The sequence below is a fragment of the Pseudomonas sp. REP124 genome, assembly GCF_020164475.1.
In the GTDB taxonomy this organism is placed as follows: Bacteria; Pseudomonadota; Gammaproteobacteria; order Pseudomonadales; family Pseudomonadaceae; genus Aquipseudomonas.
Map to the genome: position 1 here is coordinate 1 of NZ_JAIQWX010000109.1, position 21,772 is coordinate 21,772.

The following is a 21,772-nucleotide window of genomic DNA, read 5'->3' on the forward strand; positions in this document are numbered from 1 at the left end:
TGACACACCGCATTCGCGAGCAAGCCCGCTCCCACATTTGTACAGCGGCGTTTGGGATTACTTTTTCAACAAGGCCGAGCAGGCTGCCTTATATGCCTCATGCTGATACTTGTTCAGTGTCTCCGGCAGCTCAAAACCATGCTTCTTCGCCTGCGCATTGATGGTCTGCGGCGACAACAGCGTCACCTCGCAATTCTCCAACAACTGAAAAACCCCTTCGATCTTGAACGTCGTCGGCCCACCGGCGAATTCACCCTTCTTGCTGCGCTTCTTGATCGCCATTCGATCTATCGAATTCTCGCGAACAAACGAAGCAACCTGCGCCGCGAAAACCTTCACGTTCGCAGCTTCGTCGTCATCGTCCAGGGCGATTTTCTTGGTAGCCAGCGCGACATGGCTCAGCGTCTGGCCTTCAAGCATGGCCACGGCGATGATCGCTTCGCTGCCTTTGATTTCGATGCCGCAGATTTTCATGTAGATCCCTTTCACCAATGGTTGTGCGCAGCTTACAGCTCTAGCTGATTGGCCGTGATGCCAAATGCCGCGGCAATCTTTTCGCGAGTCGCCTTGCGCGGCTTGGCCACGGTTTCCTGCTGGGCAAAAGCCGGTTGGGAGATGCCCATGCGTTTGGCCACTTCATCCTGCGTAAGGTTCAAGTGTTCGCGCCAGGCACGGATCGGGGTTGCGCCATCGACGATGCGGCTGACGACCTCATGGGGGATCAGATCGGGTTCGATCTTCTGCGCCACATACTGCGCGTAGGGGATGACAACGAATGCAGGATTTCCCTCTGCGTCGTTGATGATTTGAACGTCAATAGGTGCGTTCATCGCGTTTTTTGACCTCTTGAATACTGACCACTCTGATTGCCCCATCCCAATTGAACATGACCCTGTAGTTGCCCACCCGGAGCCGATAGGCGTAGGCATGATCGACCAGTGGTTTGACGTTGCCTGCGTATGGCATGTCAGTCAGCGCCGTGACCGCATCACGGACCTGAACCTGGTGGGCGGAGTGCAATTTCAGGAGCTGCTTAACGGCCTTTCGAGTCCAGTGAATACTGTTCATGAGAGAATATAAGTCTTTTATAAGATTTTCCAATCTTTGCTTATATTTCTCTGTCGGCCTATTAACGATGCATGTCGGGATGTTGCCCGTGGCAGACGGCCTGAAGCGAGGTGGTAGGAATGCTGTAGGTTGAGTCTGCGGAGTGCGTAGGAAATCGGAATTTCAGAAGACCGAAAGCTGGCAAAGGTGCCAGCTTTCGACGGACTCTCAGGCCTCACTCCTGCCCAATCGACTCCAGAAACTCCGACCGATCATCACTCATCCGCGCCACGCAATCATTCTGCGCAATGGTGAAGGCCTTGCTGCCGGCCGTAGCCGGGAAGGCTTCGATGGCGCAGTCGGCGTCGCGGGTTTTTTGCCATTGCTGGTGGGCGGCTTTGATTTTGGCGGTGATGTCGGCCAGTTGCGCCGGGTTCTTGCCGTAGAGCGACTGCATGCGCTCGTTCAGGCTTTTGGTGTTTTCGTTCAGCAGGTCTTCAGCGGTGCTTTTGCTGAACGCCGAGCATTCCAGGGTCTGGACGTCGTTTTCGACTTTGTCGCAGGGGTTGTCGTCGGCTTCTTCCGCAGCCGTTACGCCCGTCGCAATCAGTGCCAAAGCCAGCAAGATCGATTTCATTCAAGTCGCCCTACATCAAGAGATGCGGGGAATTCTGGCCCATGCGGGCGACCTTGAACAGGTCGCGAATCGCTCTTGGCGACGACCCTTTGTCGCGGATTGACGCTTTCGGCAATTCGTCTGTCGTTTTTGCACCCGGCTGCCAAGGCACCGAGGCATATGCTGGCTCCAAAGCGCCGGCAGACGATTCGGCGCATGAATCGCCAATAAGGGGACAGCCTGATGAGCCCAGCCGAACTGCACGCCGACAGCATCGTTATCGACGGGCTGATTATTGCCAAGTGGAACCGTGAGCTTTTCGAAGACATGCGCAAGGGCGGTTTGACCGCGGCCAACTGCACCGTGTCGGTGTGGGAGGGCTTCCAGGCCACCGTCAACAACATCGCCGCCAGCCAGAAACTGATCCGCGAAAACAGCGACCTGGTGATTCCGGTACGCACCACCGCCGACATCCGCAAAGCGAAAGAGCAGGGCAAGACCGGCATCCTCTTCGGCTTCCAGAACGCTCACGCTTTCGAAGACCAGATCAGCTATGTCGAGATCTTCAAGCAGCTGGGCGTGGGCATCGTGCAGATGTGCTACAACACCCAGAATCTGGTCGGCACCGGCTGCTACGAGCGCGATGGCGGCCTGTCGGGCTTCGGTCGTGAAATCGTTGCCGAGATGAACCGTGTCGGCGTGATGTGCGACCTGTCCCACGTCGGCTCCAAGACCTCCGAAGAAGTCATCCTCGAATCCAAAAAGCCGGTCTGCTACTCCCACTGCCTGCCGTCGGGCCTGAAGGTTCACCCGCGCAACAAGTCCGATGAAGAACTCAAGTTCATCGCCGACCACGGTGGTTTCGTCGGCGTGACCATGTTCGCGCCGTTCCTGGCCAAGGGCATCGATTCGACCATCGACGACTACGCCGAAGCGATCGAATACACCATGAACATCGTTGGCGAAGACGCCATCGGTATCGGCACCGACTTCACCCAGGGGCACGGCCAGGACTTCTTCGAATACCTGACCCACGACAAGGGCTACGCCCGCCGTCTGACCAGCTTCGGCAAGATCATCAACCCGCTGGGCATTCGCACCGTCGGCGAGTTCCCGAACCTGACCGAAACCCTGCTCAAGCGCGGCCATTCCGAACGCGTGGTGCGCAAGATCATGGGCGAAAACTGGGTCAACGTCCTGAAAGACGTCTGGGGCGAGTAAGCCGCAGCACTTCTGAATCCTTTCCCCCTGCCATTCGAGCAGGGGGCAACACCAAAATTCTTCTGGAGTTAAGTTTCCATGGCCAAGATCGCCCCGCAATTGCCTATCGAAGTCGACAGTGAGACCGGTATCTGGACCTCCGACGCCCTGCCGATGCTGTACGTGCCGCGTCATTTCTTCGTCAACAACCACATGGGCATCGAGGAAGTGCTGGGCGCCGAAGCCTATGCCGAGATCCTCTACAAGGCCGGCTACAAGTCCGCCTGGCACTGGTGTGAAAAAGAAGCCGAATGCCACGGCCTGGAAGGCGTCGCGGTGTTCGAGCACTACATGAAGCGCCTGTCGCAGCGCGGCTGGGGCCTGTTCAAGATCCAGGACATTGACCTCGACAAAGGCACCGCCAGCGTCAAGCTCGAACACTCGGCATTCGTCTATGTGTACGGCAAGGTCGGACGCAAGGTCGACTACATGTTCACCGGCTGGTTTGCCGGCGCGATGGACCAGATCCTCGCCGCCCGTGGCAGCAAGATCCGCACCGTGGCCGAACAAGTCTACGGTGGCTCCGAAGAGGGCCACGAAGACGGCTTGTTCACCGTCAAGCCGTTGTAAGTCGAGGAACCCGCCATGGCTTTCGAAGCAATGTTCCAGCCGATCCAGATCGGCAAACTGACCATCCGTAACCGCGTGATCAGCACCGCACACGCCGAGGTCTACGCGACCGACGGCGGCATGACCACCGACCGGTACGTCAAGTATTACGAAGAGAAGGCCAAGGGCGGGATCGGCCTGGCGATCTGCGGCGGTTCGTCCGTGGTCGCCATCGACAGCCCGCAGGAATGGTGGAGCTCGGTGAACCTGTCCACCGACCGCATCATTCCGCACTTCCAGAATCTGGCCGACGCCATGCACAAGCACGGCGCCAAGATCATGATCCAGATTACCCACATGGGCCGTCGCTCGCGTTGGGACGGCTTCAACTGGCCGACCCTGATGTCGCCGTCGGGCATCCGTGAGCCGGTGCACCGCGCTACATGCAAAACCATCGAGCCTGAAGAAATCTGGCGGGTGATCGGCAACTACGCGCAAGCGGCTCGTCGCGCCAAGGCCGGTGGCCTGGACGGCGTGGAACTGTCGGCCGTGCACCAGCACATGATCGACCAGTTCTGGAGCCCGCGGGTCAACAAGCGCACCGACGAATGGGGCGGCACCTTCGAAGGCCGCATGAAGTTCGGTCTGGAAGTATTGAAAGCCGTGCGCGCCGAGGTTGGTGACGATTTCTGCGTGGGCATGCGTTTGTGCGGTGACGAGTTCCACCCCGATGGTCTCTCTCATGAAGACATGAAGCAGATCGCCAAGTATTACGACGACACCGGCATGCTCGATTTCATCGGTGTCGTGGGCTCGGGTTGCGATACCCACAACACCCTGGCCAACGTGATCCCGAACATGAGTTATCCACCGGAGCCGTTCCTGCACCTGGCCGCCGGTATCAAGGAAGTGGTCAAGGTTCCGGTGCTGCACGCGCAGAACATCAAGGACCCGAACCAGGCCACCCGTATTCTGGAAGGCGGTTACGTCGACATGGTCGGCATGACTCGCGCTCACATCGCCGACCCGCACCTGATCGCCAAGATCAAGATGGGCCAGGTCGACCAGATCAAGCAATGCGTCGGTGCCAACTACTGCATCGACCGTCAGTATCAGGGCCTGGATGTGCTGTGCATCCAGAACGCGGCGACCTCCCGTGAATACATGGGCGTTCCGCACATCATCGAAAAAACCACCGGCAAGAAACGCAAGGTGGTGGTGGTCGGCGCCGGCCCTGCGGGGATGGAAGCCGCCCGTGTTGCCGCCGAGCGTGGCCACGACGTGACCCTGTTCGAGAAGAAGGAATTCATCGGCGGACAGATCACCACGGCCTCGAAAGCGCCGCAGCGTGACCAGATCGCCGGTATCACCCGCTGGTATCAGCTGGAATTGGCGCGCCTGAAAGTCGACCTGCGCCTGGGCACCGCGGCGGATGCGCCGACCATCATGGACTTGCGTCCGGATGTGGTGGTGCTGGCCGTTGGCGGTCACCCGTTCATCGAGCAGAACGAGCACTGGGGCGCGGCTGAAGGCCTGGTGGTCAGCAGCTGGGACGTGCTCGACGGCAAGGTCGCACCGGGCAAGAACGTGCTGGTCTACGACACCATCTGCGAGTTCACCGGCATGTCCACCGCCGACTTCATCGCCGACAAAGGCAGCCAGGTCGAGATCGTCACCGACGACATCAAACCGGGCGTGGCAATCGGCGGTACGTCGTTCCCGACCTACTACCGCAGCATGTACCCGAAAGAAGTGATCATGACCGGCGACATGATGCTGGAGAAGGTCTACCGCGAAGGCGACAAGCTGGTGGCGGTGCTGGAAAACGAATACACCGGCGCCAAAGAGGAGCGGGTGGTGGACCAGGTGGTCATCGAAAACGGCGTGCGCCCGGACGAGGAAATCTACTACGCGATGAAGGAAGGTTCGCGCAACAAGGGCCAGATCGACGTCGAAGCCCTGTTCGCGATCAAGCCTCAGCCATGCCTGGAGCAGGACGGCGACGGTTACCTGCTGTTCCGCATCGGCGACTGCGTGGCCCAGCGTAACGTGCATGCGGCCATCTATGACGCGCTGCGGTTGTGCAAAGACTTCTAAAGGCTTGCACATGACCCTGTGGGAGCGAGCCTGCTCGCGAAAGCGGTGGGTCAGTCAACGAAGATGTGACTGACAGAATGCATTCGCGAGCAAGCCCGCTCCCACAGGAACCCGAGTAAGGCATCTCGACCTGCAACACCCTGCGGTCTTTGGGAGCTTCACCATGTTGAACACCCTTCTTCCAATCCTGTTGTTCGCCGCCCTGGGCCTCGCGGTTCTCGGCGCTCTGCGGCGGGTGGCCATGTGGCGTCGGGGCCGGGCCTCGAAGGTCGATCTGATCGGCGGCCTGTTCGCCATGCCCAAGCGCTACATGGTCGATCTGCACCATGTTGTCGCGCGGGACAAATACATCGCCAACACCCACGTGGCCACGGCCGGTGGCGCGGTGGCGTCCATCGTGCTGGCGATCCTGGTGCACGGTTTCGGCCTGCATAACCGCATCCTCGGTTACGCGCTGCTGCTGATGTCGGCAGTGATGTTCGTCGGTGCCATCTTCGTCTACCTGCGTCGTCGCAACCCGCCTTCGCGCCTGTCGAAAGGTCCGTGGATGCGCCTGCCGAAAAGCCTGCTGGCGTTCTCTGCCTCGTTCTTCCTGCTGACTCTGCCGGTGGCTGGAATCCTGCCGGAAAACTTCGGCGGCTGGCTGCTCGCGGCGATCCTCGGCATTGGCGTGCTGTGGGGCGTGTCGGAACTGTTCTTCGGCATGACCTGGGGCGGCCCGATGAAGCACGCCTTCGCCGGTGCCCTGCACCTGGCCTGGCACCGTCGTTCCGAGCGCTTCGGCGGTGGTCGTTCCACTGGTTTGAAGCCGCTGGACCTGAATGACCCGGCTGCACCGCTGGGCGTGGAAAAACCCAAGGATTTCACTTGGAACCAGTTGCTCGGCTTCGACGCCTGCGTGCAGTGCGGCAAGTGCGAAGCAGCGTGCCCAGCCTTTGCCGCCGGCCAGCCACTGAACCCGAAAAAACTGATTCAGGACATGGTCGTCGGCCTGGCCGGCGGCAGCGATGCCAAGTTCGCCGGCAGTCCGTATCCAGGCAAGCCGATCGGCGAACACAGCGGCAACCCGCATCAACCGATCGTCAACGGTCTGGTGGATGCCGAAACCCTGTGGTCCTGCACCACCTGCCGCGCCTGCGTCGAGGAATGCCCGATGATGATCGAGCACGTCGATGCCATCGTCGACATGCGTCGCCATCTGACCCTGGAAAAAGGCGCGACCCCGAATAAGGGCGCCGAAGTCCTGGAAAACCTGATCGCCACCGACAACCCGGGCGGCTTCGCCCCGGGCGGGCGGATGAACTGGGCAGCGGACCTCAACCTCAATCTCATGAGCGAGAAGAAGTCCACAGACGTACTGTTCTGGGTCGGCGACGGCGCCTTCGACATGCGCAACCAGCGCACCCTGCGTGCCTTCGTCAAAGTACTCAAGGCGGCGAAAATCGACTTCGCGGTGCTGGGCCTCGAAGAACGCGACAGCGGTGACGTGGCCCGTCGTCTGGGCGACGAAGCGACCTTCCAGTTGCTGGCCAAGCGCAACATCCAGACCCTGGCCAAATACAGCTTCAACCGCATCGTCACCTGCGATCCGCACAGCTTCCACGTGCTGAAAAACGAGTACGGCGCTTTCGATGGCAACTACCTGGTGCAGCACCACAGCACCTACATGGCGGAAATCATCGACGCGGGCGCCTTGAACCTCGGCCAGCACAAGGGCGACAGCGTGACCTATCACGACCCGTGCTACCTGGGCCGCTACAACGGCGAATACGAGGCGCCGCGTCAGGTACTGCGCGCCCTCGGCATCGAGGTCAAGGAAATGCAACGCTCCGGTTTCCGCTCGCGCTGCTGCGGCGGTGGCGGCGGTGCGCCGATCACCGACATTCCCGGCAAGCAGCGTATTCCCGACATGCGTATGGAAGACATCCGCGAGACGGGCGCCGAACTGGTGGCCGTGGGTTGCCCACAGTGCACCGCGATGCTCGAAGGTGTGGTCGAACCCCGGCCGTTGATCAAGGACATTGCCGAACTGGTGGCTGACGCGCTGCTTGAAGAAGATGCGCCGAAGTCCGCCTCGGCGACCAAACGCGAACCTGCGGAGGTGCATTGATGAGCGACATTATCCGCCGCGACCCCCGCGCCGAATGGATCGCCCGTAACCGGCTGCATCCGCTGCACGCAGCCATGCAACCGGCGCAACACAGCTGGATGGGGCCCAACGGCGTCATCCGCAAGAACCTCCACGGCATCGGTTTCATCGGGCCGAACGGGATCAAGCGTATCGACCGCAGCGGCGCGCAACAGGGCGGGACGGCCAAGCGCTCGGCCGCCGTTGAAGTGCAGTTGCCGCTGCATCAGGTGGCGCAACCTGCGTTCTACATCAGCGTGGTGCCGGACATGGTCGGTGGCCGCTTGAGCAGCCACGACCGCGACTTGCTGGGCCTGGCCCATCAGCTGGCCGGCAAGGACGGCGCGGTGCTGGCGGTGGTCTTCGGCGAGCACAAGGAAAACGCCTTTGCCACGGCGGGCGTCGACCGCCTGCTGGTGCTGGAAGGCGAAGAATTCAGCGGTTATGCACCGGAGCAACGGGTCCAGGGCCTGCGGGCTGTGGATAACCAGTTCAATCCACGGCACTGGCTGCTGCCGGACAGCCGCACCGGTGGCGGCGAACTGGGCCGCCGTTTTGCCGCGGCCCTGGGCGAACGCCCGGCCACACGGGTCTGGCAGGTCAAGGACGAGACCTGTACGGGTCGTGCCGGTGCCGGTCTGCAGGATTTGGCCCGGCCGCTGGCGCGCTTGATCCTGGGCGCCGTCGAATGCGCCGAGCCGGTCAGCGAGACCCGTCACGAAGCATTGCCGGTGGAGTTATCCACAGCCGTCGCGCGCAGTTTGTCGCGCATCGAGGATCTGGGCGCGGTGGCTGTGGACCCGGCAGCGATTCCCATGGCCGAAGCGGAGTTCATCTTCTCCGGCGGCAACGGGGTCAAGGACTGGGACCTGTTCCACCAGACTGCCGCGGCGCTGGGCGCCACCGAAGGCGCGTCCCGGGTGGCGGTGGACGACGGCTTCATGGGCCGCGACCGTCAGGTCGGCGCGTCCGGTACCTGGGTCACTGCGCGGGTCTATGTGGCGGTTGGGATTTCCGGGGCGATCCAGCACCTGCAGGGCATCGGCGCCTGCGACAAGGTGGTGGCGATCAACCTCGACCCTGGCTGCGACATGATCAAACGGGCCGACCTGTCGGTGATCGGCGAGAGCGCCGAGATTCTTCGAGCCTTGATCGCGGCGGTAGAGGCTTACCGCAACGACGCCAAGCGCGATGCGGCTTAAGGGAAGGAAAGGGTTATGAGCACGAAAATCATCAGCCTGGTGTCCATCGGCGCCCACCCGACTTCCGGTCGTCCGCGTCGCGCGGAACAGGATGCGCGGGCGGTGGAACTGGGTCTGCAACTGGCTGGGGATAACTTGCAGGTGCTGCATGCCGGCGACGTCGCCGAGCCTGCGCTGCGGGCTTATCTGGGCATGGGCCTGGAACAGCTGCACGTGCTGGAACAGCCCGAGGGCGCCGATGCGCTGTCGGCGCTGACCAGTTACTTGCGCGATGCCGGTGCCCAGGTGGTGCTGACCGGTAGCCAGGCGGAAACCGGCGAGGGCTCGGGCATGCTGCCGTTCCTGCTGGCCGAAGGTCTGGGCTGGCCGCTGGTGGTGGGTCTGGCTCAGGTTGAATCCATCGACGGCGGTTCGGCGCTGGTGCTGCAAGCCTTGCCTCGTGGTCAGCGGCGTCGGCTCAAAGTACGCCTGCCGTTCCTCGCGACTGTGGATAACGCCGCGCCGAAACCACGCCAGAGTGCCTACGGCCCGGCCCGACGCGGGGTATTGCAGGCCAATGATGTGGTAGTGGTGGACGATGAATTGCTGGCGGTGGCGACCCTGCAACCAGCCAAGCCACGGCCCAAGCGCCTGAAGGTGATCAAGGCCAAGAGCGGCGCCGACCGCATGAAAGCGGCAACGGCCAAGGCCAGTGGCGGTGGCGGGCAAGTGCTCAAGGGCGCGACTGCGCAGGCGGGGGCTGAGGCGATTCTCAAGTTGCTGGTTGAGGAAGGCGTGGTTCGCTGATTTTCATTTATCCACAGATCAAAATGTGGGAGCGGGCTTGCTCGCGAAAGCGGTGTGTCAGCTACATCTTGGGTGACTGACACTCCGTATTCGCGAGCAAGCCCGCTCCCACAAAGGACCTCCATGACTGTTGAATTCCGTTCCGCCCAGCGCAGCGATGCGCGGGAGATTGCGCGCCTGTTCCAGATTTCTTCCGAAGGCGCTTCAGATTACATCTGGAGCCAGATCGCCGAACCCGGCCAGAACCTGCTCGACGTCGGCGCCTTGCGCTACGCCCGGGACGGCGTGGATTTCTCCTGGCAGAACTGCCTGATCGCCGAGGCAGACGGCCAGGTCATCGGCATGCTGCACAGCTACGTGATGCGCCACGACCCGTTCGCCGAACCGGTCACCGACCCGGTGCTGGCGCCCTACGCCACCATGGAAATCCCCGACACCCTCTATATCTCCAGCCTCGCGCTGCACGAAGGCTGGCGCAACCAGGGCCTGGGCAAACAGTTCCTCGCCTACGCCTACGACCGCGCCAACCAGCTGGGCCTCAACGGCCTGAGCCTGATCGACTACGCCGCCAACACCGGCGCCCGCCGCTTCTACGAACGCCACGGCTTTCGCATCGTCGACACCTGCCAGATCACACCCCACCCGATGATCCGCGTCACCGGCGAGGCCTACCTGATGTATCGCCCCTAAAACCCGGCACGATCCCTGTAGCAGCTGGCGAAGCCTGCGTCCGGCTGCGCAGCAGTCGTCAATCCCGGCAGCGCGGTGTGCCAGGTAGATCCGGTGGACAGGTTTTACGACTGCTGCGCAGCCGGACGCAGGCTTCGCCAGCTGCTACAGGGTTTTCCAGCATCCAGGGCGACTATCAGTTCTGCTAGTGTCGATTTTCAATTCGCTTTGCTACGGTATCGAACAGCCGAAACGCCTCTAAGAGGACGCCGTCGATGCCTGCTTCCCGTTCCTCTCAACACGCCGCCACGCGAACCCTGCTGCTGGCGACCGACCTGCAACACAGTGTTCACGCCGAACTGGATCGCACAGGTCCGAATCCCTTCGTCCACACCCTTTACGGTGAGCAGAGCAGCCGGCTCGCGGCAGGCTCGCACCTGGGGTTCACCGGGCAACTTCGAGAGCGACCGATGGGTTGGTATCACTTGGGCAAGGGGCATCGGGTGTATGACCCGGTGCTGAGGCGCTTTCACAGGCCGGACGCGTTGAGCCCGTTTGGGAAAGGGGGGATGAATGCGTATGCGTACTGCGAGGGAGATCCGCTCAATTTCAGGGATCCCACAGGTAAATCAGTGGTGCTCGCGCAACAGATATTAGCGGCCACATTGCAGGGCACCGCTGCGGCAGCCTTACTGGTCGCGACACCACCTGTCACGAAAATCGGCAAGATTGGCCTGCAAACCGGTGGGTTGGGCATCACTGCGGGTTTCACCGGGGCAATGCTTGGAGTTTTTGAGGTACCGGTCGCACCCTTCGTTGGAGCTGCGGGCACAGGGTTCTTGATCCTTGGCGCTTTTATTCGTTTCGCGGGTCCATTGATGGCCGCTTATGAAAGCGGCGTATTGGGTACGACAGTAGTTACTAACCTCAAAGGAATCGTAGGTTGGAGTGATTCTGCGAAGGTGGACGCACCAGGCGTACAACTTGCAGAGGTTGTTATCGAGAAAAAACCTGGTCCGATCATTCCAGACGAAAACGGCAATATTGCTGAACTGAACCGTCCAAGCGTCGCCGACATCAGGCACATCTCATCCCAATGCACTACATTTTCAATGTGCGCTGGTCAGGGTGCATCACGGGATAAAGGAGCTTTCAGAGGTTCAGCGCTTGTTCATAAAACCTGGTTTTTATGAGTGGGTTGGCCATGAAGCCGCTGATGGGATTGCTCCTTGCCTGGGTTGCCCTGGTGTCGACGGGATTACCGGCCGCTACCCGGCCGAACGCGCCTGAGCCGCGTCTCTTGCCGGAGCCTGGTTTCTATCAATGGTTGGCCACCGAGCAGGGGCAGAAAGCCTCCCTGAAGCAGTTGCGCGAGCGCTGCGAGCTGGTGCCGGAACCCGGGAAAAACCTCGACTGCTCGGTGACGGTGATCGCCCGGATGTTCGAGCTCAAGGCTGCCAACCAGTTGCCGGACTTCTACCTGGCGGTTCAGCGCCGACACGCTCGGGCGATCAAGGCTGACCCGGAACTGAACATTCTCTTTTCGATGTTCGGCGAGCAATCCCTCGCGACCCTGCGCGCCACCGGCGATTTCACGATAAAGCGCGCGTCGAAGCGCGAAGTGCTGAAGATTCATCCATACGCCAACGACCGCTTCGTCGCGCAAGAGGTGTTGCCCTTCATCGATGTCAGCGCGGTCGACGGTCATTCGGCACGTTTCGTCCTCGACACCGGCGCGCCGCAAACCCGGGTCAACATCGATACCGCAAAGCTGATGGGCATCAAGCTGCTGAGCGACTCCCATTACGCCTACAGCACGTTTTATGGCGAGAGCAACCTGTCGGCCCGGCTTGGGGTCATTGAGTCGCTGAAAATCGGTTCAAGCGAGTTCAGGAACGTGCTGGTGTTTGTAAGCGACAGGGACAACCTGCTGGGGTTGGACCTGATCAGCAAACTGGGCCGGCTGAAAATCACCCGCAAGACCCTGGAACTCAATCCCGCACCTTCTCTGCGCTGCGACTCGCCGATCACCTACACCCGCATGGACCTCAACCAGCGACTGACCATCACGGCCAGCCTGGATAACCGCAACACCCAGGCCATCGTCGATACGGGCAATATCGACTACCTCACCTCCGCCTTGCCCGGCCAGCAGGTCAATGTCGTGCAAACCCTCACTCCCGGGGCCTCACGCCTGGATATCGCCGACCGGCAGCGCTATCAATCCTTCAAGGGCGTACTGAACCTGCCCGGTCACAGCCTGCCGATCACCTACAAGTATTACCCCGGCTTCACCATCCCGCCGTCCTGGGTGAAGGGACGGTATGTGCCGTCGGTGCTGCTGGGATGGCGGGCGTTCGAGGATTTCGAGCTGAACCTGGATATCGACGCGGGGCGCTCGTGTTTTAACAAGGTGTGATGGATTCGGACTTTTCAGTGAGTTTACCCACAATCCCTGTTAGCGCTTCTGTGGATAACGTGTTTGCCCCTTGCTCGAGCCCTTGCAGATCAGGGCTTGCAGGCTTCAGATCAAAAAACAACCAGCCTAAACTGCGGTTTTTCAAAGGTTTTTTCAGAGGATAAGTGGGCTCCAGCAGCCGGACTTGCCCCCAATCTCTGTTGGCGCTTCTGTGGATAAGATGTTCGCTTACCGCTACAGGCCTTGTAATCCGTGACTTTCAAAGGGTTGGTTAAAATTTGTTCAAAAGTGCCTTTATGGGGCTCTCTGCGCCTCACAAACACAGCAAATTCAACGTCTGCAGCGCTTTTCCACAACACATCTGAAGTTTCCCCCAAAGTCTGTTGGTGCTTCTGTGGATAAGGTGTTCGCCACGCGCTGGGGGGCACGTATTACGTGATGTTCAGAGGTTTGTTCAATTAATGATCAAGTGCTGGGGAAATCCGTCCATTTGAATAAGTCACGGATTTTCTTCAGTTTTTGTGGAGAAAATTTGCAGTCTTTCCACAGTTGTCCCCATTTGCTGTGGGTGGAGGTGTGGATAACTTGTTTGCTGAAGGCTGGGAGCCGCCTACGGCTTGGTACTCAGGGGAATCGTTCATATTTTGTACAGGTGATTGTCTTCGCCTGACAAGGTTGGCTGGCCAGCCGCCGATTAGGCCCAAGATCTTTCCGTTATCACTCTTCGTTGACGTTAAAAGATCCCTTGAATATTTTTCCCAAAACACACCTGTATTCAAAATCCCCTTCAATACGTGCCTCTGCCGGATAGTACTTATATTTTACGAATCCACTACTGCCGATGAAAAATTTGATTCCGCCGTCGAAAGCCGCAAGATAAACCGCATAGGCGGTTGTATCACTATATGGGTTTGTGCTGACTCTGACCGTTCCTTCTACGGCGCCTCTGGGAAGGAAGATCGCGAAGTTAAACATTCGTTCTGGCGAGTCTATGTATGCCTGTATGTTGTATTTTTTCAGATCGTCGAGCCTTAGATACCCAAACTGTGCCTTGTAATCAAAGGGCTCGACTTCAAGCGTGGCGGTGAAAGAACCCAGCCGGTTGGTTTGCGTGAGTTTATTCGCAAGATTTTTTCTTTCTGCGGTTGTAGGAATTATCAACATAACTTAATCCTCGTGATTTAGCAGGTAATCATGTCAGGTTCAAATTTCGGGAAGGGAGTGATCGTCGAGTTTTTATCGCTCGATCGATAATAGCGGGTATTGGGAGGTGCGCCACTAGCAGTTCTGATAGTGGCGCGGGTGCGTATTGTGTGCTCATCTAAGCGTTTGTGTTGCTGTAGTACGCAGCCGACTATCATTTCTGCTAGTTACGGAAACGGGAAAAGTACTGCATTGTGATCAATACCGTCTTCCGAGGAACTCGACATGACCAGCGAGCATATCTCCGATCCTAATACCCAAGCATTGGAATCTGCCTCCGTCCCCTTGGGTGAGCGCAATATCAATTACAGTCGTTGGATGACTGATATGTTTAATGACATCAGTCACTTGATGTTGTGGCAACTGGCATTGCCCAGTGCCCATAACTCCGGCGCTGATAAGGGGGCAATCGACTTTATCGGCGAAAAATGGACGGCGTGCCAGGATGGGCGGTTTTCAGCTCAACTGAACGCGGGTGCTCGCGTAGTGGATTTGCGCATGAAGGATAATAGCTATGGCGAAGTGGTTGGTAACCATGCGCCACATATCGAGTTTCGAGAAAGAATCGAGTTCAAGCATGGCAGTTGGGGTAATCGTCTGTTGCAGCACCTGATCAGTGATGTCCTCGATTTTTGCAGAGCAAACCCGGGTGAAATTGTCGTTCTGGATTTTCACTCATACGACAAAGGTACGCAGTATGCTTTCAACAGTCTTGAGCGGGTCTTGAAACATCTGGAAACTCTGAAATCATTTTTATTACCAAGGGTTGCATTGGGTAAAACAATGCAGCAGATATATACGGAATACCCGGGGAAAAACATTATTCTGGCGTTTGACTATGGGGCTTCAGACAAGTGGCCCGTAGACAAACCTGAAAGAGCACTTTTATGGGACTTGATTGGTCATCGTTGGAATCACGACGACTATAGCGAGGCCGGCATCGAGGAAATGGTTGTCGAAGCGATGAGGTCGCCTCCGCTCAACTTTCCCTGGGCATTAAGTTCGACAGTGTACAAGAGCGGTATAGATGGAGGGCCTCAACACCTCCCCGCCAATCATCCAATTCGAACGATTCCTTTTTCCGATAGTGGTCGTAAAGTCAATATTGTTATGGCCGACTTTATTCAGAGGGCGGATTCTCGTATCGGTGTGGTAGACCGATGCATTGCACTTAACTTGCAAATGGGGCGAGACAAGACTCCACCCAGCGCCCCTACCGGTTTTATTGTCCGGCAGCAGAGGTTAACCGACGAAGGCGCCAAGCAAGACTATTATCAAAACACGACACGCTTTTACTGGGATGCCTCCAAAGACGATACGGCTGTTCGCTATTATGAGATTTTCCAGAATGGTGCGCGTATTTATACCGTGAGCGGTACGGAGTTGTTGGTTAAGGATTTTAATAAGGTCAATGGACCGCTGAAAGTACGAGCGGTCGATATGGCGGGTAATGTGTCAGATTTTTCTTCGTCCGTGGATCTAACTCAGGATAGCGTCCCGCCTACTAATCCGGCGGACTTGAAGTTCGCCCGATTTGGTTATCCAACAATCAAAGTCGAGTGGGCCGCGTCATCTGACGGCAACGGCGTCGGAGTTGCAGGTTATGAAGTCAGGATCAACGATGTGTATCAGGGATTCACTGCCGCACTTTCATACGAGTTTCATAACACGTCTCCAAATCAATCCTATTTAATTGAAGTCCGTGCCAAGGATCGTAATGGCAACTACTCCGAATGGACAGGCCTGAATCGTCCTCCATTACCACGTCTTCAGAATACTAGAATCGACTACATACCACTCGATTGGGACCCCAATTTGTTTAATGCGGTAATCACTTGGGACTCCATCCCTATTCTTCTACCTTTGGGTATGCAAATTGCCTTGCAGTTCATCACCGACAGTGTTCCGCTGCCCTTGATTCCTTTTGATCCGACTTATCCGCCCACTTACAAAGACTATGCCATGCCCGGCGATAAATTCATCGTCAAGGCTCGCGTCTTTATCATGAATACGGGAGAAGAGTCTGAGCAGGTTGTGGTCAGTCTCGATGTCGACGTGACCAAGCCTTTGCCGGCAAGTAATTTTAAAATTGCCTCGCAGACTGATACGGATATGGTTTTAAGTTGGGACAAGTCAGCAAGTACGGATGTCGCAAGCTATGCGATATCGGTCAGTGAAAAACCGCCGTTCATAGTACCCGCATCCAGAAACGAATTTCCGGTATCGAAGTTGGCTTCGGAAGCGACGTATCCCATCAGGATTTGGGCAATTGACCATCATGGGAATTTATCACTTACGGCGTCTTTGACCGCCAGCGGTGGACCGGAGATTCCTGATAAACCGGGCGCTCCAACTAAAATTGCCGTAAGTGCCGGGACAATATCCGCTCAAATTGGCTGGCTGCCACCCGCGGGTAATTCGATTACTTATGCTTATTACCTGGAAGGTCAACAGGAAAAAACGACTGCCGAACGAAATGTCATTGTTGATGGCTTATCCACCAATACAGACTATACGTTCGTTGTATTTGCAGTCAGTAGCAGCGGAGAGCGATCCGACCCGGCCACGGCCACCTTCAAAACCATGAGCGGTTCGACTATTCCTTCTGATTTCCACGTGACGAACAATTCAAACCGCAGCGTTTCCTTTGCCTGGGGTCCCCCTCGAAACAATGCAGAAAACGTCCTGGGTTACACATTCAAGATATTTCCGAGCGGAGATTCGACGCCACTCAGCGCAATGAGCCATACAGCCAACAACCTGCTCGTCGGCTTACCCATGATATTTGGTGTTCAGTGCAGATTTAGGGATGGAACAGAATCGGAGTGGAACAAGATCACGGTCATACCACTGGCCTGAAAAAAACTGAGGCTCGTGCGTTCAACGCACGAGCCTCGGTTTCTACCCGTCAGTCTTAACCGCTAACCGCAACCCCTTTAAGGTACGGCGCAGGCTCGGCCCCCAGGTTGTTGAGCATGCGACCGCTGTACCAGTCGATGAAGTTCACCACACCAAATTCATAGGTCTTGGAGTACGGCCCAGGCTGGTACGCCGTGGAGTTGATGCCGCGCTGGTTTTCTTCGGCCAGGCGACGGTCCTGGTCGTTGGTGGCGTCCCAGACCTTGCGCATGCGTTCCACGTCGTAGTCCACGCCTTCGACGGCGTCCTTGTGGACGATCCACTTGGTGGTGACCATGGTTTCCTGAGCGCTGATCGGCCACACGGTGAACACGATGATGTGGTCGCCCATGCAGTGGTTCCAGGAGTGCGGCAGGTGCAGGATGCGCATCGAGCCCAGGTCCGGGTTCTTGATGCGGCCCATGAGTTTGGCGCAGCCCTGCTTGCCGTCCATGGTCATCGACACGGTGCCCTTGAGCAGCGGCATGCGCACGATGCGGTTGCGCAGGCCGAAGCTGGCGTGGGCGTAAGGGATCTTCTCGGCGTCCCAGGCGGCGGCGGAGGCGGCGACGTGGTCCTTGAACGCCTGGTCGGCGCGCGGGTCGGTGACGTCGTCCCATTCCAGCAGGGTTTTGAGCAATTCAGGGTGCGAACCGTTGCAGTGGTAGCACTCGCGGTTGTTTTCGAGCACCAGTTTCCAGTTGGCCTTTTCCATCAAGGTGGTCGTAATCGCCACCTTGGTGTTTTCCATGTCGTACGGTTCCATGTAATGAGTCAGCGTCGCCAGGAACTCATCGATGGCCGGTGGGTTTTCCGCCAGGCTGATGAAGATGTAGCCGCCGGCGGTTTTCACGTTCACGGGCTTGAGGCCGTACTGCTTCATGTCGAAGTCAGCGCCCATTTCGGTGCCGGCGAACAGCAGGCGACCGTCGAGTTCGTAGGTCCACTGGTGGTAGTGGCAGACCAGCTTGGCGACCTTGCCCTTGTCGCTGGTGCACAGACGCGAGCCGCGGTGACGGCAGACGTTGTGGAAGGCGTGCACGACGCCGTCGGCGCCGCGGATCACGATGATCGGGTTCTTGCCGACCTGCAGGGTCATGTAGTTGCCCTTGGCCGGGATTTCGCAGGTCATGCCGGCGATCAACCACTCTTTCTGGAAGATCTCCTGCATGTCGATATCGAACAGGCGCTCGTCGGTGTAGAACGGCTGCGGCAGCGAGAAGGTGCGCTCGCGCTCCTGCAGCATCTGGGCGGTGGCCTTGCGTGCGGGTTCCAGCGGATCGCCCAGGCTCAAGGTAGTAGTGACGTCCATCGTGTAGGTCCTCAAGGCCATCTGCGTGGCCGCGAAAAGTGGCTGATCAGGTTTGCAACGCAAGGTATGGGAAAACGGTTGTCCTGTTGGAGGCGAGTGTGGGGCCGGCGCAGGCCAGAACCTTATCCATGGGCGACATGGTGCAATCTGTTCCCGACGCGCAAGCCCCGGTGGTTGGGGGCTGGTCGCGATAAGCATGTGAATGTCGCAGATAGGTAAATGGATGGTTCACGCTATACGCAGAATCGCCATCATGAGGCCGACAGTCGGCTGTGGAGAACAAGCATGTCCAACACCTTCCTGAACCCGGTAACCACCCAGACCTGGGCCAATGGCCGACATATTGTCCGTTGCGTCAAAGTCATCCAGGAAACCTGGGATGTGCGCACCTTCTGTTTCATGGCCGACCAGCCGATCATGTTCTTCTTCAAGCCAGGGCAGTTCGTGACCCTGGAGTTGGAGATCGAAGGCCAGCCGATCATGCGTTCGTACACCATTTCCAGCTCGCCGTCGGTGCCGTACAGCTTCTCGGTGACCATCAAGCGCGTACCGGGGGGCAAGGTTTCCAACTGGCTGCACGACACGCTGCACGAAGGCCAGGAACTGGCGGTGCACGGCCCGGTCGGTCTGTTCAATGCCATGGACTTCACCGCGCCGAAGGTGCTCTACCTCAGCGGTGGCGTCGGTATCACACCGGTCATGTCCATGGCGCGCTGGTTCTACGATACCAACGGCAACGTGGATATGGTGTTTATCCACAGCGCTCGTTCGCCCAAAGACATCATCTACCACCGTGAGCTGGAGCACATGGCGTCGCGGATCGAGAACTTCAATCTGCACATCATTTGCGAGAAGCACGGCATGGGTGAGCCCTGGGCCGGCTATCGCGGATACCTGAACCACCGGATGCTCGAATTGATGGCACCGGACTTCATGGAGCGCGAAGTGTTCTGCTGCGGCCCGACGCCGTATATGACTGCCGTCAAGCGTTTGCTGGAAGGTGCCGGGTTCGACATGAAGCGTTACCACGAAGAATCCTTCGGTGCGACCCCGCCAGAAGCGCGCGCCGATGCCGTGGAACACGCCGAGCAGGCGGCAGACGCACCGGAAGTCGACGCCGCGGACCTGCATCAAGTGGAATTCACCGCCTCCGGCAAGAGCATCCGCGTGGCCCCGGGCGAAACCGTACACGCCGCCGCTGCGAAGGTCGGCCTGATGATCCCGAAAGCCTGCGGCATGGGCATCTGCGGCACCTGCAAAGTGCTGAAGCTGGGCGGGGAAGTGGAGATGGACCACAACGGCGGGATCACCGAAGACGACGAAGCCGAAGGGTTCATCCTGTCGTGCTGCAGCATTCCGAAGGGGGATGTGCGGATCGAGTATTAATCCAAAAAATTCGGTACACCCGTTACTAATGTGGGAGCGGGCTTGCTCGCGAAGACGGTGGCATGGTCAACATTGATGTTGTCTGACGCGCCGCCTTCGCGGGCAAGCCCGCTCCCACAGGGTTTTGTGGTGTTCACAAAATCCGGAAACACCCGTTCCCCCTGTAGGAGCTAGCTTGCTAGCGATGAGCCCGAGAGCGCCGCGGGGTGTCAGGTGCCCCGCGTCATCGTTGGCCACCATCGCGAGCAAGCTCGCTCCTACAGTGGGTATGTGGTGTGTCAGGCCATGACTTCGCGGATGTCGCGGGCCAGTTCTCGTACGCGTTCTTCTTCGGTGTCCCATGAGCACATGAAGCGGGCGCCGCCTTTGCCGATGAAGGTGTAGAAGCGCCAGCCCTTGGCAGTGAGGGCGGAGATGGCCGGTTCCGAGAGTTGCAGGAACACGCCGTTGGCCTGTACCGGGAACATCAGTTCCACGCCCGGGATGTCGCTGACCAGTTCAGCCAGCAATTGCGCGCAGTGGTTGGCGTGGCGGGCGTATTTGAGCCAGGCGTCGTTTTCCAGGATGCCGACCCACGGGGCAGACAGGAAGCGCATTTTCGATGCCAGCTGGCCGGCCTGTTTGCAGCGGTAGTCGAAGTCCTCGGCCAGATCGTGGTTGAAGAACAGGATCGCCTCGCCCACCGCCATGCCGTTTTTCGTACCGCCAAAGCACAACACATCGACACCAGCCTTCCACGACAGCTCAGCCGGCGAGCAGCCGAGGAACGCGCAGGCGTTGGAAAAACGCGCGCCGTCCATGTGCAGGTGCAGGCCCAGCTCCTTGCAGGTCGCGCTGATGGCGCGCACTTCGTCCGGGGTATAGACGCTGCCCACTTCGGTGGCCTGGGTCAGGGTCACGACGCGGGGCTTGGGGTAGTGGATGTCCTGGCGCTTGAGGGCGACTTCGCGGATCGAGTCCGGGGTCAGCTTGCCGTTTTCGGTGCGGGCGATCAGCAGCTTGGAGCCGTTGGAGAAAAACTCCGGGGCGCCGCATTCGTCGGTTTCGACGTGGGCGGTTTCCGAGCAGATCACGCTGTGGTAACTCTGGCACAGCGACGACAGGGCCAGGGAGTTGGCAGCGGTGCCGTTGAACGCGAAGAACACTTCGCAGTCGGTTTCGAACAGCTTGCGGAAATCGTCGGACGCGCGGGCAGTCCACTCGTCGTCGCCATAGGCGCGCTGGTGACCATGGTTGGCCTGTTCCATGGCGGCCCAGGCTTCAGGGCAGATACCGGAATAGTTGTCGCTGGCGAATTGTTGGCTCTTGTCGGTCATGGCCTGCTTTCCGTGATCGAGACGCCTATGGTGAAGCGTCTCGTGGTCAATAAGGGGGCGCACTCTGCCGAAGATCGTCCGGGGAGTACACGGGATGTCGGTGTCAGAAAATTACGCAGAAGCCGGGCAATTATGCACGTGTCTTTGGACTTAAGGGCTATGCACTTGAAGCAACGCGACCATGCACTGGATTTGCTCAAATGGCTGGCGCTGCTGTGCATGGTGCTCGATCACCTGCGATACATCGGTTATTCCGCCGACTGGCTGTATGTGCCGGGGCGCCTGGCGTTCCCGTGGTTCTGCCTGGCGATGGCGGTCAATCTGGCGCGGGCGCCGGTCAAGTCCAGCGGACAGTGGCGCTATTTGTGCTGGCTGGTGCTGTTCAGCGCGGTCAGCGAAATGCCCTATCGGTTGTTCTTGCCTAATCCCGACACGCTCAACGTGATGCCAACCCTCGTGTTGGGCCTATTGGTGGCTCGCGGCTGGCAGGACCCTAATCTTCAAATGCGACTATTGGCTGTCGCTTCTGTCGTGTTGGCGGCGGTGTTCTCGTCAAAACTGATGTTTGGCTTCTTCGGGGTGATGTTGCCGCTGGCGATGTTGCTGGTGATTGGTCGTCCATGGATTTTCGTGTTGCTGCCGGGGGTGGTGTGTTTGGCCGCCAATCAGTGGCAGGTGCTGTATTACTCCATTCGCCTGGGCAATCACGTGGCGATGGCGGCGGTTGCCACTTGTCTGATTGCGCCATGGCTGGGGATGTTCCTTTTGCGACATGCACAGGACGTAAAACCGCTGCCCATGCGCAGGTGGGCGTATGCGCTCTATCCCGTGCATTTCCTCGTTCTTTACGCAGTGCGCCAGGCAATCGCATGACCCCTGTGAGA

19 protein-coding genes and 1 pseudogene are annotated in these 21,772 nt (G+C 58.6%); 12 read left to right on the plus strand and 8 right to left on the minus strand.

The features are described 5' to 3' along the window. Positions 1-57: 57 nt before the first annotated feature. The 4 genes from K9857_RS22115 to K9857_RS22130 form a co-directional block, all read right to left on the minus strand. Positions 58-474 (minus strand): DUF3010 family protein, encoded by a 417-nt coding sequence (locus tag K9857_RS22115; RefSeq protein ID WP_224539302.1) that lies wholly within the window; start codon positions 472-474, stop codon positions 58-60. Positions 475-506: 32 nt separating this feature from the next. After that, entirely contained in the window at positions 507-830 is a 324-nt protein-coding gene (locus K9857_RS22120; RefSeq protein ID WP_224539304.1) for a helix-turn-helix domain-containing protein, read from the minus strand. Then, on the minus strand, positions 814-1,068 hold the full coding sequence (locus tag K9857_RS22125; protein WP_224539306.1) for a type II toxin-antitoxin system RelE family toxin: 255 nt from the start codon (positions 1,066-1,068) through the stop codon (positions 814-816). Before K9857_RS22125 ends, K9857_RS22120 begins: the two co-directional genes overlap by 17 nt. A 214-nt stretch (positions 1,069-1,282) precedes the next feature. Continuing rightward, complete coding sequence (locus K9857_RS22130) at positions 1,283-1,684, minus strand: lysozyme inhibitor LprI family protein (RefSeq protein WP_175376595.1); 402 nt, start codon at positions 1,682-1,684, stop codon at positions 1,283-1,285. A gap of 222 nt (positions 1,685-1,906) precedes the next feature. Here K9857_RS22130 and K9857_RS22135 point away from each other — a divergent pair, with 222 nt between their 5' ends. From K9857_RS22135 to K9857_RS22175, 9 genes are all read left to right on the plus strand, one after another. After that, positions 1,907-2,884 carry a dipeptidase gene (locus tag K9857_RS22135; protein WP_175376594.1) on the plus strand — a complete coding sequence of 326 codons (978 nt, stop codon included), beginning with the start codon at positions 1,907-1,909 and terminating at the stop codon, positions 2,882-2,884. A gap of 78 nt (positions 2,885-2,962) precedes the next feature. Then, positions 2,963-3,493: a DUF5943 domain-containing protein gene (locus K9857_RS22140; protein ID WP_056726569.1), complete on the plus strand. Its 531-nt coding sequence runs from the start codon at positions 2,963-2,965 to the stop codon at positions 3,491-3,493. Positions 3,494-3,508: 15 nt separating this feature from the next. Then, positions 3,509-5,569: a dimethylglycine demethylation protein DgcA gene (gene dgcA / locus K9857_RS22145; RefSeq protein WP_224539309.1), complete on the plus strand. Its 2,061-nt coding sequence runs from the start codon at positions 3,509-3,511 to the stop codon at positions 5,567-5,569. A gap of 163 nt (positions 5,570-5,732) precedes the next feature. Beyond that, positions 5,733-7,679 (plus strand): dimethylglycine demethylation protein DgcB, encoded by a 1,947-nt coding sequence (dgcB, locus tag K9857_RS22150; RefSeq protein ID WP_224539311.1) that lies wholly within the window; start codon positions 5,733-5,735, stop codon positions 7,677-7,679. Continuing rightward, positions 7,679-8,899 (plus strand): electron transfer flavoprotein subunit alpha/FixB family protein, encoded by a 1,221-nt coding sequence (locus K9857_RS22155; protein ID WP_224539314.1) that lies wholly within the window; start codon positions 7,679-7,681, stop codon positions 8,897-8,899. The genes dgcB and K9857_RS22155 overlap by 1 nt, the downstream gene beginning before the upstream one ends. Positions 8,900-8,914: 15 nt before the next feature. Beyond that, positions 8,915-9,685, plus strand: coding sequence for an electron transfer flavoprotein subunit beta (locus K9857_RS22160; protein ID WP_224539315.1), 771 nt, complete (start codon positions 8,915-8,917; stop codon positions 9,683-9,685). 123 nt (positions 9,686-9,808) lie between these two features. Further along, positions 9,809-10,375 (plus strand): GNAT family N-acetyltransferase, encoded by a 567-nt coding sequence (locus tag K9857_RS22165; protein ID WP_224539318.1) that lies wholly within the window; start codon positions 9,809-9,811, stop codon positions 10,373-10,375. Positions 10,376-10,629: 254 nt separating this feature from the next. Further along, complete coding sequence (locus K9857_RS22170) at positions 10,630-11,547, plus strand: RHS repeat-associated core domain-containing protein (RefSeq protein ID WP_224539321.1); 918 nt, start codon at positions 10,630-10,632, stop codon at positions 11,545-11,547. A 23-nt stretch (positions 11,548-11,570) separates the two neighbouring features. Next, positions 11,571-12,773 carry a retropepsin-like aspartic protease gene (locus tag K9857_RS22175; protein ID WP_224539323.1) on the plus strand — a complete coding sequence of 401 codons (1,203 nt, stop codon included), beginning with the start codon at positions 11,571-11,573 and terminating at the stop codon, positions 12,771-12,773. 717 nt (positions 12,774-13,490) lie between these two features. Here the strand turns inward: K9857_RS22175 and K9857_RS22180 are convergent. Next, complete coding sequence (locus K9857_RS22180; RefSeq protein ID WP_224539325.1) at positions 13,491-13,937, minus strand: hypothetical protein; 447 nt, start codon at positions 13,935-13,937, stop codon at positions 13,491-13,493. Between the two features lie 264 nt (positions 13,938-14,201). On the opposite strand from K9857_RS22180, the gene K9857_RS22185 reads away from it, so the two are divergent. Beyond that, positions 14,202-16,835 (plus strand): fibronectin type III domain-containing protein, encoded by a 2,634-nt coding sequence (locus K9857_RS22185; protein ID WP_224539328.1) that lies wholly within the window; start codon positions 14,202-14,204, stop codon positions 16,833-16,835. 55 nt (positions 16,836-16,890) lie between these two features. Here the strand turns inward: K9857_RS22185 and gbcA are convergent, their stop codons facing one another. Continuing rightward, on the minus strand, positions 16,891-18,186 hold the full coding sequence (gbcA, locus tag K9857_RS22190) for a glycine-betaine demethylase subunit GbcA (RefSeq protein ID WP_224539330.1): 1,296 nt from the start codon (positions 18,184-18,186) through the stop codon (positions 16,891-16,893). Between the two features lie 285 nt (positions 18,187-18,471). On the opposite strand from gbcA, the gene gbcB reads away from it, so the two are divergent. Continuing rightward, the gene (gbcB, locus tag K9857_RS22195) at positions 18,472-19,572 is read left to right on the plus strand and encodes a glycine-betaine demethylase subunit GbcB (RefSeq protein WP_224539332.1); all 1,101 of its coding nucleotides are present in this window, start codon (positions 18,472-18,474) and stop codon (positions 19,570-19,572) included. 162 nt (positions 19,573-19,734) lie between these two features. Here gbcB and K9857_RS22200 read toward each other — a convergent pair. Together K9857_RS22200 and K9857_RS22205 are read right to left on the minus strand one after the other, a co-directional pair. Further along, positions 19,735-19,812 (minus strand): annotated as a pseudogene (locus K9857_RS22200) (outer membrane lipoprotein carrier protein LolA); the annotation flags it as partial. Positions 19,813-19,850: 38 nt separating this feature from the next. Then, positions 19,851-20,888 carry a low specificity L-threonine aldolase gene (locus K9857_RS22205; RefSeq protein ID WP_224539334.1) on the minus strand — a complete coding sequence of 346 codons (1,038 nt, stop codon included), beginning with the start codon at positions 20,886-20,888 and terminating at the stop codon, positions 19,851-19,853. 159 nt (positions 20,889-21,047) lie between these two features. Here K9857_RS22205 and K9857_RS22210 point away from each other — a divergent pair, with 159 nt between their 5' ends. After that, positions 21,048-21,761: a TraX family protein gene (locus K9857_RS22210; RefSeq protein WP_411961598.1), complete on the plus strand. Its 714-nt coding sequence runs from the start codon at positions 21,048-21,050 to the stop codon at positions 21,759-21,761. Positions 21,762-21,772: the final 11 nt, after the last annotated feature.